This is a genomic window from Streptomyces sp. OR43 (genome assembly GCF_008042275.1).
Classification (GTDB): domain Bacteria; phylum Actinomycetota; class Actinomycetes; order Streptomycetales; family Streptomycetaceae; genus Streptomyces.
Genome location: NZ_RDBK01000008.1, coordinates 14,176 through 27,750, shown reverse-complemented (window position 1 = coordinate 27,750; position 13,575 = coordinate 14,176). Strand labels below are relative to the sequence as shown.

12 protein-coding genes and 1 tRNA gene are annotated in these 13,575 nt (G+C 66.4%); 10 read left to right on the top strand and 3 right to left on the bottom strand.

The features are described from left to right. From EAO72_RS04075 to EAO72_RS04045, 7 genes are all read left to right on the top strand, one after another. The coding region (locus EAO72_RS04075) for a molybdopterin dinucleotide binding domain-containing protein (RefSeq protein WP_315986287.1) at positions 1-425 on the top strand (425 nt) is incomplete at its 5' end. 111 nt (positions 426-536) lie between these two features. Next, a complete protein-coding gene (locus EAO72_RS04070; protein WP_148015829.1) occupies positions 537-1,007 on the top strand; it encodes a PaaI family thioesterase in 471 nt (156 codons plus the stop codon). A gap of 646 nt (positions 1,008-1,653) precedes the next feature. After that, entirely contained in the window at positions 1,654-2,865 is a 1,212-nt protein-coding gene (locus tag EAO72_RS04065) for a branched-chain amino acid ABC transporter substrate-binding protein (protein ID WP_148016407.1), read from the top strand. 100 nt (positions 2,866-2,965) lie between these two features. Continuing rightward, positions 2,966-3,895, top strand: coding sequence for a branched-chain amino acid ABC transporter permease (locus tag EAO72_RS04060; protein WP_148015828.1), 930 nt, complete (start codon positions 2,966-2,968; stop codon positions 3,893-3,895). Between the two features lie 5 nt (positions 3,896-3,900). Continuing rightward, positions 3,901-5,688, top strand: coding sequence for a branched-chain amino acid ABC transporter permease (locus tag EAO72_RS04055; protein WP_148015827.1), 1,788 nt, complete (start codon positions 3,901-3,903; stop codon positions 5,686-5,688). Between the two features lie 5 nt (positions 5,689-5,693). Then, positions 5,694-6,578: an ABC transporter ATP-binding protein gene (locus EAO72_RS04050; RefSeq protein ID WP_148016406.1), complete on the top strand. Its 885-nt coding sequence runs from the start codon at positions 5,694-5,696 to the stop codon at positions 6,576-6,578. Beyond that, complete coding sequence (locus tag EAO72_RS04045) at positions 6,575-7,291, top strand: ABC transporter ATP-binding protein (RefSeq protein ID WP_148015826.1); 717 nt, start codon at positions 6,575-6,577, stop codon at positions 7,289-7,291. The genes EAO72_RS04050 and EAO72_RS04045 overlap by 4 nt, the downstream gene beginning before the upstream one ends. Before the next feature lie 76 nt (positions 7,292-7,367). On the opposite strand, the gene EAO72_RS04040 is transcribed toward EAO72_RS04045, so the two are convergent. Beyond that, the gene (locus EAO72_RS04040; protein ID WP_148015825.1) at positions 7,368-8,018 is read right to left on the bottom strand and encodes an ANTAR domain-containing response regulator; all 651 of its coding nucleotides are present in this window, start codon (positions 8,016-8,018) and stop codon (positions 7,368-7,370) included. Positions 8,019-8,116: 98 nt separating this feature from the next. On the opposite strand from EAO72_RS04040, the gene EAO72_RS04035 reads away from it, so the two are divergent. Together EAO72_RS04035 and EAO72_RS04030 are read left to right on the top strand one after the other, a co-directional pair. Then, positions 8,117-8,191: transfer RNA gene (locus tag EAO72_RS04035), tRNA-Leu, on the top strand. Between the two features lie 109 nt (positions 8,192-8,300). Further along, entirely contained in the window at positions 8,301-9,065 is a 765-nt protein-coding gene (locus EAO72_RS04030) for a helix-turn-helix domain-containing protein (protein WP_148015824.1), read from the top strand. 9 nt (positions 9,066-9,074) lie between these two features. On the opposite strand, the gene pyk is transcribed toward EAO72_RS04030, so the two are convergent. Then, positions 9,075-10,508: a pyruvate kinase gene (pyk, locus tag EAO72_RS04025; protein WP_148015823.1), complete on the bottom strand. Its 1,434-nt coding sequence runs from the start codon at positions 10,506-10,508 to the stop codon at positions 9,075-9,077. Positions 10,509-10,853: 345 nt separating this feature from the next. Between pyk and EAO72_RS04020 the strand changes: the two genes are divergently transcribed. After that, positions 10,854-12,653, top strand: coding sequence for a bifunctional metallophosphatase/5'-nucleotidase (locus EAO72_RS04020; protein WP_148016405.1), 1,800 nt, complete (start codon positions 10,854-10,856; stop codon positions 12,651-12,653). A gap of 81 nt (positions 12,654-12,734) precedes the next feature. Here EAO72_RS04020 and EAO72_RS04015 read toward each other — a convergent pair. Further along, positions 12,735-13,575: SidA/IucD/PvdA family monooxygenase (locus EAO72_RS04015; RefSeq protein ID WP_148016404.1), on the bottom strand; the 841-nt coding region annotated here is incomplete at its 5' end.

Below are 13,575 nucleotides of genomic sequence, written 5' to 3'. Positions count from 1 at the left end.
GCTTCCCCACCGCCACCGGCAAGGCCAACTTCACCGCCGCTCCCGTCGAGTACCCCGAACTCCCCGAAGGCCGCCTGCTGTTGCAGACCCTGCGCTCCCACGACCAGTACAACACCACCATCTACGGCCTCGACGACCGCTACCGCGGCATCAAGGGCGGCCGCCGCGTCGTCCTCGTCAACCCCGACGACGCCACCGCCCTCGGCCTCACCGACGGCACCTACACCGACCTCGTCAGCGAGTGGAAGGACGGCACCGAACGACGCGCCCCCGGCTTCCGCGTCGTCCACTACCCCACCGCCCGCGGCTGCGCCGCCGCGTACTACCCCGAGACCAACGTGCTGGTCCCCCTGGACTCCACCGCCGACACCAGCAACACCCCCGCCAGCAAGTCCGTCGTGGTGCGCTTCGAGAACGCCCGCTGACACCCCCCGGGAACGGGCGCACTAAGCGCCCGCTCAGTCGTCTGATAAGAACAGTGCACACAAGAACGTGCACACAGCAGCGAACCACCGCAGACGATCGGAGCCGGACCCATGGGCGAGCACACCACACCCCAGTTCCCCCAGGAGATCATCGACGAGTACGCCGCCCTCGGCGTCGACCTGCCCGCGCTCTTCTCCGCAGGCCACCTCGGCGAACGCATGGGCGTCACGATCCTCGAAGCCTCCGCGGACCGGGTCGTCGCCACCATGCCCGTCGAAGGCAACACCCAGCCCTACGGACTCCTGCACGGCGGCGCCTCCGCCGTCCTCGCCGAGACCCTCGGATCCATCGGCTCCATGCTCCACGGCGGCGCCACCAAGATCGCCGTCGGCGTCGACCTGAACTGCACCCATCACCGAGGGGTACGAAGCGGCCTCGTCACCGGCACCGCCACCCCCGTACACCGCGGCCGCACCACCGCCACGTACGAAATCGTCATCACCGACGAACAGGACAAGCGGGTCTGCACCGCCCGCCTCACCTGCCTCCTGCGCGACCTCCCCAGGACCGAACCCTCCTGACCCCCCACCACCCCGCACCACCCCTGCCCGGCCGGATCCCGAATCCGGCCGGGCAGTGCCATACCCGGGCACAACCACCGCCCCACACACAGAACTTGCACAACAGCCGCGGCCAACACCCTTGACCACCCGACCCGTTCCATGGCCCACTCAGCTGCCACCACCAGCCTGCACACCCACCACACCGCGTCGACCACACCACCCCGGATGTAACACTGCGTAACAAACCCGCAATGTGCAGCCGCCCGACGCCACCCAACGAACCCGGCCCCGCAGGCACCGGGCACTCAGGCGCGCCCACCCGCGCCGCCACACACCCCCACCACGCGACAGCACCAAGATCGCCTCAAGCCCCTTAACAGAGCTGCGCGTTCTCACCATGCGGTCATTTCACCGTCCGGTAAAAAGCCGTACATGTCCACACAGCCACCTCAAGCCTTGCTCAAGGGCATAACAAGACAGTCACATCCTGCTCCACCCCCATCCCCGACCCCCACCCCTGCCCTTAGAGTCACCGCCAGTCACCGCGCCGCCGGGCGCGTCTGCAGCACGGCCCTGTACCAACCAGTACGGCCCGGCGAACGACACGGCACCTCAAGCAGAGGAGGCCGCGCCAGGGAAAGGACTTTTCGTGCGACACCGTTCTTTGCTCATCCTCACCACAGTGCTCACCACAGGAGCACTGACACTCACCGCCTGCGGGTCGCGCGACGACGACAAGAAGGGCAGCGAGAGCAGCGGCAACCAGACCGTCGTCATCGGCGTCGACGCCCCGCTGACCGGCGACCTCTCCGCCCTCGGCCTCGGCATCAAGAACTCCGCCGACCTCGCCGCCAAAACGGCGAACAAGGACAAGACGGTCCCGGGCATCACCTTCGAGGTCCAGCCCCTCGACGACCAGGCCCAGCCCTCCGTCGGCCAGCAGAACGCCACCAAGTTCATCGACAACAAAAAGGTCCTCGGCGTTGTCGGCCCCCTGAACTCCGGCGTCTCCCAGTCGATGCAGAAGCCGCTCAACGACGCCGGCCTCACCCAGATCTCCCCCGCCAACACGGGCACCGAGCTGACCCAGGGCGACAACTGGAAGACCGGCGACAAGAAGCGCCCCTTCAAGACCTACTTCCGCACCGCCACCACGGACCAGATCCAGGGCGCCTTCGCCGCGAAGTACCTGTACAACAACGCGAAGATCAAGCAGGTCTACCTCATCGACGACCAGAAGCCCTACGGCGCCGGTCTCGCAGCCTCCTTCAAGGCCACGTTCACCGGCCTCGGCGGCAAGATCGCCGGATCCGACCACGTGAACCCCGACGACCGCGACTTCAACGCCGTCGTCACCAAGGTCAAGAAGTCCGGCGCCAAGGCCGTCTACTACGGCGGCGAGTACCCCGCCGGCGCGCCCCTGAGCCAGCAGCTCAAGGACAGCGTCCAGATCCCCCTCATGGGCGGCGACGGCATGTACAGCGCCGACTTCATCAAGCTCAACAAGAAGGCCCAGGGCGACATCGCCACCTCCGTCGGCAAGCCCGTCGAAGAGCTGGAATCCGCCAAGACCTTCATCGCGAACTACAAGACCGCCGGATACAAGGACGCCTACGAGGCCTACGGCGGCGGCACCTACGACGCCACCTGGGCCATCATCGAGGCCGTCAAGGCCGTCGTCGCAGCCAACGACGGCAAGCTCCCCGACGACGCCCGCGCCAAGGTCCTCGAAGCCGTGAGCAAGGTCAGCTTCGAAGGCGTCACCGGCCCCGTCTCCTTCGACGAGTACGGCGACACCACCAACACCATGATGACCGCCTACCAGGTCGACGGCGGCAAGTGGGTCTCCAAGCTCAGCGAGGCCTACAAGCCGTAACAAGCTCCCGGTCACTCCCTGACTGACACCAGACCGCGCGGGAGCGCTACGAGCGCTCCCGCGCGGTGCCATATCCGAACCACTCCACGGAGGCCCTGCGGTGCACGAACTGCCGCAACAGCTGGCCAATGGACTCATCCTCGGCGCGATGTACGGACTCATCGCGATCGGCTACACGATGGTCTACGGAATCATCCAGCTCATCAACTTCGCCCACGGCGAGATCTTCATGATCGGAGGCTTCGGAGCTCTCACCGTGTACCTCTGGATGCCGGCCGGCTCCAACCTCCTCGCAATCGTCCCACTCATGATCATCGGCGGCGTCATATGCTCCGTCGCCATCAGCGTCGCAGCCGAACGCTTCGCGTACCGGCCCCTGCGCACCGCCCCCAGGCTCGCCCCGCTGATCACCGCGATCGGACTCTCCCTCGCACTCCAGCAGGCGATCTGGAAGTGGTACCCCAACGCCACCAAGGACCGGCCCTTCCCCCAGTTCAAGGGTGAGGCGTTCGACCTCTTCGGCGCCCACATCCAGCGCGGTGACCTCTTCGTCCTCATCGCCGCACCCATCTGCATGATCGCCCTCGGCCTCTTCGTCTCCAAGACCCGCTCCGGCCGCGGCATGCAAGCCACCTCCCAGGACCCCGACACCGCCAAGCTCATGGGCATCAACACCGACCGCATCATCGTCATGGCCTTCGCCATCGGTGCCGCGTTCGCCGCCGTCGCCGCCGTCGCCTACGGGCTCAAGAACGGCCAGATCGGCTTCAAAATGGGCTTCATCATGGGCCTGAAAGCCTTCACCGCAGCCGTACTCGGCGGCATCGGCAACATCTACGGCGCCATGCTCGGCGGAGTCGTACTCGGCGTCGCCGAATCCCTCGCCACCGGCTACATGAGCGACGTACCCGGCATGGACCTCTTCGGCGGCGGCGCCTGGAAGGACGTGTGGGCCTTCGTCCTCCTCATCGTCGTCCTGCTGCTCCGGCCCCAGGGCCTGCTCGGCGAACGCGTCGCGGATCGGGCGTGATACGGATGACCACCCAGAAAGCACTCATCCCGCTGCCCACGCCGATCGCCAGGATCGCCACCGCCACGGGCGCGGCCGTCGCACTCGCCGGCACGTTCCTCCCCTGGACCTGGACCTCCGAATTCCCCGGCGACCTCACCGTCACCGGCTACCCCGGCGGCCTCCAGATCCTCACCCTCACCGCCGCCATCCTCACCCTCCTCTTCACCCTCTGCGGATACGGCATCCGAGGCCTCCGCTGGCTCACCCCCGGCGGCACCAACAGCCCCGTACGCCTCCTCGCCCTCGCCACCCTCGGCACCACCGGCTACACCATCGGTGCCATCGCCTACGAACTCGGCGGCGTGGTCAACCTCGAACCCGGAGCCTGGGTCAGCGGCATCGGCGCACTCCTCGCCTTCATCGCCGCCCTCGGACTCCCCAGCGACGAACCACTCCCCACCACCGGCACCCCGGCCAACGCCTGGCAGCGCTTCCGCAACAGCCTCGCCGCACCCTCCGTCGGCCGCGCCAAAGCCCTCCCCGGCTGGGCCGAAATCCTCATCATCGCCGCCTCCTTCGGCGCCGCGCTGTACTTCTTCACCTACGGGATCGACATCCCCACCGAGGAATCCGAACAGTTCATCGGCTTCCTCATCACCGCGGGCTTCACCTTCACCGCACTGACGCGGGCCGGCCTCATCGCCCGCATCACCGCGCTGACCACGAAGCACCGCAACGTCACCCTCACCGCAGCCCTGGTCGCAGCCTTCTGCTTCCCCTTCACCCAGGACACCGCGGAATACGCCCTCATCGGCGCCAACATCCTCATCTTCGCCACCGTCGCACTCGGCCTCAACGTCGTCGTCGGCCTCGCCGGCCTCCTCGACCTCGGCTACGTCGCCTTCCTCGGCGTCGGCGCCTACACCGCCGCCCTCGTCTCCGGCGCACCGCTCTCCGCCATCGGCGTCCAGTTCCCGTTCTGGGCCGCCGTCCTCACCGGAGCCGCCGTCTCCCTGATCTTCGGCGTCCTCATCGGCGCCCCGACCCTGCGACTGCGCGGCGACTACCTCGCCATCGTCACCCTGGGCTTCGGAGAGATCTTCCGCGTCACCGTCAACAACCTCAACGGCAACAGCGGCCCCGACCTCACCAACGGCTCCCAGGGCATCCCGAGCATCCCCGACCTCAACCTCTTCGGGATCGACTTCGGACTCAGCCACGACATCGGCCCCTTCACCCTCAGCAGGCCGGCCAACTACTACCTGCTGATGCTCGTCGTCACCGCCGTCGTCGTCCTGGTCTTCCGCCGCTCCGGCGACTCCCGCATCGGCCGCGCATGGGTCGCCATCCGCGAGGACGAGACCGCAGCCACCGCCATGGGCATCAACGCCTTCCGGCTCAAGCTGCTCGCCTTCGCCCTCGGCGCCACCCTCGCCGGACTCGCCGGCACCGTCCAGTCGCACGTCAACTACACGGTGACGCCCGAGCAGTACCAGTTCGCCGGCTCCGTACCCCCGAACTCCGCGTTCCTCCTCGCCGCCGTCATCCTCGGTGGCATGGGAACCCTCAGCGGACCCTTCGTCGGCGCCGCACTGCTCTACCTCATCCCGGCCAAGCTGCAGTTCATGCAGGACTACCAGCTCTTCCTCTTCGGCGTCGCGCTCATCCTTCTGATGCGCTTCCGGCCCGAAGGCCTGGTCGCCGACCGGCGGAAGCAACTCGAGTTCCACGAGAACGACGAACCCGTTCTCGTACCCGAACCACGGCAGCCCGAAGAAGCCGACGCCGGCATCACCAAGGCGGGGGCGTGAACACCATGACCACCACCACGAACACCACGACGACCGTCCTCGACGCCAGCGGCGTCACCATGCGCTTCGGCGGACTCACCGCCGTACGCAACGTCGACCTCACCGTCAACGCGGGCGAAATCGTCGGACTCATCGGCCCCAACGGCGCCGGCAAAACCACCTTCTTCAACTGCCTCACCGGCCTCTACGTCCCCACCGAGGGCAAGGTCAGCTACAAGGGCACCGTCCTGCCGCCCAAGCCCCACCTCGTCACCAAGGCAGGCATCGCCCGCACCTTCCAGAACATCAGGCTCTTCGCCAACATGACCGTCCTGGAGAACGTCCTCGTCGGACGCCACACCAGGACCAAAGAAGGCCTCTGGTCCGCACTCCTGCGCCTCCCCGGCTTCACCAAGGCCGAACAGGCCAGCCACGAACGCGCCATGGAGCTCCTGGAGTTCATCGGCCTCCAGGACAAGGCCGACCACCTCGCGCGCAACCTCCCCTACGGAGACCAGCGCAAGCTGGAGATCGCCCGCGCACTCGCCAGCGACCCCGGCCTCCTCCTCCTGGACGAGCCCACCGCCGGCATGAACCCCCAGGAAACCCGCGTCACCGAAGAACTCATCTTCGCCATCCGGGACCAGGGCATCGCCGTCCTCGTCATCGAGCACGACATGCGCTTCATCTTCAACCTCAGCGACCGCGTCGCCTGCCTCGTCCAGGGCGAGAAACTCGTCGAAGGCACCGCCGAAGTCGTCCAGAGCGACGAACGCGTCATCGCCGCCTACCTCGGCACCCCCTTCGAAGGCGCCCCCGGCGCCGAAGAGGTCGCCGAGGTCGAAGCAGCGGAAGCAGTGGCCGAAGCAGAAGCCGCAGCACCCACCACCGAGGAGGAGGACACCCGATGACCGCACTGCTCGAGGTCGAGGACCTCCGCGTCGCCTACGGCAAGATCGAAGCCGTCAAAGGCATCTCCTTCAGCGTGGACGCCGGCCAGGTGGTCACCCTCATCGGCACCAACGGCGCCGGCAAGACCACCACCCTGCGCACCCTCTCCGGACTGCTCAAGCCCATCGGCGGACGCATCCTCTTCGAGGGCAAGCCACTCGCCAACATCCCCGCACACAAGATCGTCTCCCTGGGCCTCGCCCACTCCCCCGAGGGCCGCCACATCTTCCCCCGGCTGACGATCACCGAGAACCTCCTCCTCGGCGCCTACCTCCGCAACGACAAGGCCGGCATCGAGAAGGACGTCCAGCGCGCCTACGACCTCTTCCCCATCCTCGGGGAACGCCGGAAGCAGGCCGCCGGAACCCTCTCGGGCGGCGAGCAGCAGATGCTCGCCATGGGACGCGCCCTCATGTCCCAGCCCAAACTGCTCATGCTCGACGAGCCCTCCATGGGCCTCTCCCCGATCATGATGCAGAAGATCATGGAAACGATCGTCGAGCTCAAGGCCTCGGGCACCACGATCCTGCTCGTCGAGCAGAACGCCCAGGCCGCCCTCTCCCTCGCGGACCAGGGCCACGTCATGGAGATCGGCAAGATCGTCCTCTCCGGCACCGGAGCGGACCTCCTCCACGACGAGTCCGTCCGCAAGGCGTACCTCGGCGAGGACTGACGTCCGTACGAAGAAGGCCCGCGCCCCGGAGCAGATCCGGGGCGCGGGCCTTCTTCACGTACGCGTGCGAGTACGGCTACTCGGCCGCGCGCTTCTTCTCCTCGGCGTCCTCGATCAACGCCTCCGCCAGCTGCTGCATCGACAGCCGCCGGTCCATCGACGTCTTCTGGATCCACCGGAACGCGGCCGGCTCCGAGAGCCCGTAGTCCGTCTGAAGGATGCTCTTCGCCCGGTCCACGAGCTTCCGGGTCTCCAGCCGCTGCGACAGGTCCGCGACCTCGCCCTCCAGCGCCTTCAGCTCCGCGAACCGCGACACCGCCATCTCGATGGCGGGCACCACGTCGCTCTTGCTGAACGGCTTCACGAGGTACGCCATCGCCCCGGCGTCCCGGGCCCGCTCCACGAGGTCGCGCTGCGAGAACGCGGTGAGCATCAGGACGGGCGCGATGGACTCCTCGGCGATCTTCTCGGCGGCGGAGATGCCGTCGAGGACCGGCATCTTCACATCGAGGATGACCAGGTCCGGCTTGTGCTCCCGGGCCAGCTCGACGGCCTGCTGCCCGTCTCCGGCCTCACCGACGACCGAGTACCCCTCTTCTTCGAGCATCTCTTTGAGGTCGAGGCGGATGAGCGCCTCGTCCTCGGCGATGACGACGCGGGTCGTCAGCGGCGGGACGTGCGACTTGTCGTCGTCGGCGACGGGCTGGGGCGACTCGGGGGTGGTCACGGGGCTCCTTGGTTCAGGGCAGGTACTGCTCCCTTGAGCCTACCCAGCTGCGGTATGGTGGTCGCGCAGCGGGTCGAGGGAAACCTTCAATTCCGCTAGCCCCGGTAGCCCAATTGGCAGCAGGCAATGGATTCAAAACCCATACAGTGTCGGTTCGAGTCCGACTCGGGGCACTTTTCCTTCGATTCCAAGGTCACAGGGAAACGCTAAAGATTCACATGATCGTGTGACTGCATTCTCGTTTCTCCCCATGAGCCAGCTGATCCTCCCAGGCTCAGTCGTGTGTACGACCTTGAAACGCGTAAGCACGCGCTGTCCCTCCTCGATCAGGGCCTCAGCCAGAACACCGTAAGCACGCAAACCGGCATTTCCCGAGCCGCCATCCGTTCCTGGCTCGAACGAATAGAGCCCCTCGGATACAACCGTGGCTCCGAATGCCCTCGGTGCGGAGATACCCCAAAGCCACCCGACGCCCCCGCCGCATACTCGTACCTACTTGGCCTCTACCTCGGTGACGGCTGCATCAGTGCGAACAAGCGCGGCGTGTACTCCCTCCGCATTGCGTGCGCCGACGCCTGGCCGGGCCTCATTGAAGCTTGCGTAGAAGCCGTACAGACTGTGCGACCGGCCAACAAGGTCTGCCGCGTATCAAGCCCTGGCTGCCAGTACGTCACAAGCTCCAGCAAGCACTGGCCTTGCCTCTTCCCTCAGCACGGCCCCGGCAAGAAGCACGACCGCAGGATCACTCTCGCCGACTGGCAGCAGATCATCGTGGATGCGCACCCTTGGGAGTTCGTCCGAGGCCTCATCCACTCCGACGGCTGCCGGATCATCAACTGGACCACACGCCTCGTCGGCGGCGAACAACGACGGTACGAGTACCCCCGCTACTTCTTCACCAACCTGTCCGCCGACATCCTGGGACTCTTCACCACCACACTCGACCAGGTAGGAGTCGAGTGGAAGCGCACCAACGGCAAGAACATCTCCGTCGCCCGACGGGCATCCGTAGCCCTCATGGATGCACACGTCGGGCCGAAATACTGAGCCAGCCCCCTACTTCGGGCTGTCGTCCTCGCCGATGTGGTGCACGCGCACCAGGTTCGTCGAGCCCGCGACGCCCGGCGGGGAGCCTGCCGTGATGACGACCACGTCGCCCTTCTGGCAGCGGCCGATCTTCAGCAGCTCCTCGTCCACCTGCGCCACCATCGCGTCCGTCGAGTCCACGTGCGGCCCCAGGAACGTCTCCACGCCCCACGTGAGGTTCAGCTGGGAGCGGGTGGCCGGGTCAGGGGTGAAGGCGAGGAGCGGGATGGGTGAGCGGTAGCGGGAGAGGCGCTTGACCGTGTCGCCGCTCTGGGTGAAGGCGACCAGGAACTTCGCGCCGAGGAAGTCGCCCATCTCCGCTGCCGCGCGGGCGACCGCGCCGCCCTGGGTGCGGGGCTTGTTGCGGTCGGTGAGCGGGGGCAGGCCCTTGGCGAGGATGTCCTCCTCGGCTGCCTCCACGATGCGGGACATCGTGCGTACCGTTTCGATGGGGTACTTGCCGACGCTCGTCTCGCCGGAGAGCATCACGGCGTCCGTGCCGTCGATGACGGCGTTGGCGACGTCGGAGGCTTCGGCGCGGGTGGGGCGGGAGTTGTCGATCATCGAGTCGAGCATCTGAGTGGCGACGATGACCGGCTTGGCGTTGCGCTTGGCCAGCTTGATGGCGCGCTTCTGGACGATCGGGACCTGTTCCAGGGGCATTTCGACGCCGAGGTCGCCGCGGGCGACCATGATGCCGTCGAAGGCGGCGACGATGTCGTCGATGTTGTCGACGGCCTGGGGTTTTTCGACCTTGGCGATGACGGGGAGGCGGCGGCCTTCCTCGTCCATGATGCGGTGGACGTCCTCGATGTCGCGTCCGCTGCGGACGAAGGAGAGGGCGATGACGTCGGCGCCGGTGCGCAGGGCCCAGCGGAGGTCTTCGATGTCTTTTTCGGAGAGGGCGGGGACGGAGACGGCGACGCCGGGGAGGTTGAGGCCTTTGTGGTCGGAGACCATGCCGCCTTCGATGACGGTGGTGTGGACGCGGGGGCCGTCGACTTCGGTGACTTCGAGGGTGACGCGGCCGTCGTCGATGAGGATGCGTTCGCCTGCGGTGACGTCGGCGTTGAGGCCGGTGTAGGTGGTGCCGCAGGTGTGGCGGTCGCCTTCCATGGGTTCGACGGTGATGGTGAAGTCGTCGCCGCGTTCAAGGAGTACGGGTCCTTCGCGGAAGCGTCCGAGGCGGATCTTCGGGCCTTGAAGGTCGGCGAGGATGCCGACGCTGCGGCCGGCTTCGTCGGATGCTTTGCGTACGCGGTGGTAGCGGTCTTCGTGTTCGGTGTAGGTGCCGTGGCTGAGGTTGAGGCGGGCGATGTCCATTCCCGCGTCGACCAGGGCTTTGATCTGGTCGTATGTGTCGGTGGCGGGTCCTAGTGTGCAAACGATTTTGGCTCGGCGCATAGGGCGAGCCTAAACCTTACCTACGGGTAGTTAATTGGCTGTGTATGACGGGGCAACGGCCTTTGGGTGAAGGGTTTTTGACAAGTGTTGAATTGTGCGGCGGGGTGCTCGGATGAGCGTTCGGTGGTGGGTGGAGTGGGCTGCGGGGCGGGGTCGCGGGTTGGCCGGTTCGCGGTGGCAACCGGGTGGGGGTGTGGAGGTCATCGAATAGAAACCTGTCGGGGGTGTTGCCGGGGGCGGTGCGTGGGTGATTATCTACGCGCGTTGTCCACGCGTGCGTGGGGTCTACGCGCGTTGTGTACGGACAGAACTGTGCACGGAGAGAACAGAGATGTGGGAGACGAGATGCCGCTGAACCGAAGGACGTTCCTGGGCACATCGGCCGCGGCCGGTGCCGGCGTGGCGATCGCGGGCGGTACCGCGGTGCCGGCCGAGGCGCATGGCCGGGGGCACGGGCGTCCGCCGAAGCGGTACTCGTTCACCGTGATGGGGACGACGGATCTACACGGGAACGCGTTCAACTGGGACTACTTCACCGACAAGGAGTTCGACGACAAGGACCACAACGACGTCGGCCTGGCGAAGATCTCGACACTGGTGGAGCAGGTGCGCCGGGAGAAGGGCCGCGGCAACACCCTGATGATCGATGCGGGTGACACGATCCAGGGCACGCAGTTGTCGTACTACTACGCGAAGGTCGATCCGATCACCGCGAAGCACGGTCCGGTGCATCCGATGGCACAGGCGATGAACGCGATCGGTTATGACGCGGCGGCGCTGGGCAACCACGAGTTCAACTACGGCATTCCGGTGCTGCGGAAGTTCGAGGAGCAGTGTGATTTCCCGCTGCTGGGGGCGAACGCGCTGGACGCGAAGACGTTGCGGCCGGCGTTCGCTCCGTATGTGATCAAGAAGCTGCGTACGCCGCACGGCCGGGATGTGAAGGTGGCGATTCTGGGTCTGACGAATCCGGGGATCGCGATCTGGGACAAGGCGAACGTGAGCGGGAAGATGGTGTTCCCGGGTCTTGAGGAGCAGGCGGCGAAGTATGTGCCGCGGCTTCGTTCGATGGGTGCGGACGTGGTGATCGTGTCGGCGCACTCCGGGAGCAGTGGGACGTCGTCGTACGGGGATCAGATTCCGTATGTGGAGAACGCGGCGGGTCTGGTGGCGGAGCAGGTGCCGGGGATCGACGCGATTCTGGTGGGTCATGCGCATTCGGAGATTCCCGAGTACTTCGTCGAGAACAAGCAGACCGGTAAGAAGGTCGTGCTGTCGGAGCCGTTGAAGTGGGGGCAGCGGCTGACGTTGTTCGACTTCGATCTGGTGTGGGAGAAGGGGCGCTGGGTGGTCGAGAAGGCTGGTTCCCAGGTGCTGAACTCCAACACGGTGGCGGAGGACCGGAAGATCACCAAGCTGTTGGCGGACGAGCACAAGAAGGTGGTGGCGTACGTCAACCAGGTGATCGGTACGTCGGCTTCGGAGATGACGTCGGCCGAGGCGGCGTGGAAGGACGAGCCGATCATCGATCTGATCAATGTCATCCAGGCGGAGACGGTGAAGGCGGCCCTGGCGGGTGGCGAGTATGCCACGTTGCCGGTGTTGTCGCAGGCGGCGTGCTTCTCGCGTACGGCGCGGATTCCGGCGGGTGATGTGACGATCAAGGATGCGGCGGGTCTGTACACGTTCGAGAACACGCTTGAGGCGCGGTTGCTGACGGGCGCGCAGATCAAGGACTATCTGGAGTTCTCGGCGCGGTATTACGTGCAGACGGCCGCGGGCGCTCCGGTGGATACGGCGAAGTTGACGAATGCGGCCAATACGCCGGATTACAATTATGACGTGGTGTCGGGTGTGACGTATGACATCGATATCGCGAAGCCGAATGGTTCGCGGATCGTGAACCTTTCCTTTGAGGGGAAGGCGATTGATCCGGCGGCGCAGTTCGTGCTGGCGGTGAACAACTACCGGGCGAGCGGTGGGGGCAATTTCCCGCATGTGGCGGCTGCGAAGCAGTTGTGGGCGAATTCGGAGGAGATCCGGACGACGATGATTGCGTGGGTGCAGGCGAAGGGTTCGGTGGATGGTGCGGAGTTCGCTTCGGTGGACTGGCGTCTGACGCGGGATGGTTCGCCGGTGTTCTAGTCGGGTGCCGGCCGGTGTGTGTGGCGGCCGCTCTGCTTCCTTTGCGGGAGGTGGGCGGCCGCCTTTGTGTGTGGGGGGGGGTCAGTTGCCTTGGACGAGGGGGACGAGGAGGCCGAAGGTGGTGAAGGCGGTGCGTTGTGGGAGGGGGTAGGGGGTGGTGCCGGTGAGGTGGTTGAGGATGGTGGCGCTGCGCCAGGCGGCGAGGCCGAGGTCGGGGGCGCCGACTCCGTGGGTGTGGCGTTCGGCGTTCTGTACGTAGATGTTGCCGGTGATGGTGGGGTCGAGGTCGAGGCGGTAGTGGTGGTCGATGCGGGGGCGTCCGGCGGTGTCGCGGCGTAGGTGGGTGCCGAGGGTGTCGAGGATGGGGTCGAGGGGGCGTTCGCGGTAGCCGGTGGCGAGGACGACGGCGTCGGTGGTGAGGCGGCTGCGGGTGCCTTGTTGGGTGTGTTCGAGGTGGAGTTCGACGCGGGTGGTGGCGACGCGGCCTGCGGTGCGGACGGTGACGCCGGGGGTGAGGGTGGCGTCGGGCCAGCCGCCGTGGAGGGTGCGGCGGTAGAGCTCGTCGTGGATGGCGGTGATGGTGTCGTGGTCGATGCCTTTGTGGAGTTGCCATTGGTGGGGGACGAGTTGGTCGCGTACGGCTTCGGGGAGGGCGTGGAAGTAGCGGGTGTAGTCGGGGGTGAAGTGTTCGAGGCCGAGTTTGGAGTACTCCATGGGGGCGAAGGCGGGGGTGCGGGCGAGCCAGTGGAGTTTTTCGTGGCCGGTGGGGCGGGCGCGGAGGAGGTCGAGGAAGATTTCGGCGCCGGATTGTCCTGAGCCGATGACGGTGATGTGGTCGGCTTCGAGGAGTTGTCGGCGGTGGTGGAGGTAGTCGGCGGAGTGGATGACGGGGACGGTTCCGGCGTCGGCGAGGGGTTTGAGG

Bases quoted from the DNA above. Each gene is read 5' to 3' on its own strand.
- EAO72_RS04050 (WP_148016406.1), top strand. From the start codon at position 5,694: ATGACCACCACCACGAACACCACGACGACCGTCCTCGACGCCAGCGGC.
- EAO72_RS04055 (WP_148015827.1), top strand. From the start codon at position 3,901: ATGACCACCCAGAAAGCACTCATCCCGCTGCCCACGCCGATCGCCAGG.
- EAO72_RS04070 (WP_148015829.1), top strand. From the start codon at position 537: ATGGGCGAGCACACCACACCCCAGTTCCCCCAGGAGATCATCGACGAG.
- EAO72_RS04020 (WP_148016405.1), top strand. From the start codon at position 10,854: ATGCCGCTGAACCGAAGGACGTTCCTGGGCACATCGGCCGCGGCCGGT.
- EAO72_RS04045 (WP_148015826.1), top strand. From the start codon at position 6,575: ATGACCGCACTGCTCGAGGTCGAGGACCTCCGCGTCGCCTACGGCAAG.
- pyk (WP_148015823.1), bottom strand. From the start codon at position 10,508: ATGCGCCGAGCCAAAATCGTTTGCACACTAGGACCCGCCACCGACACA.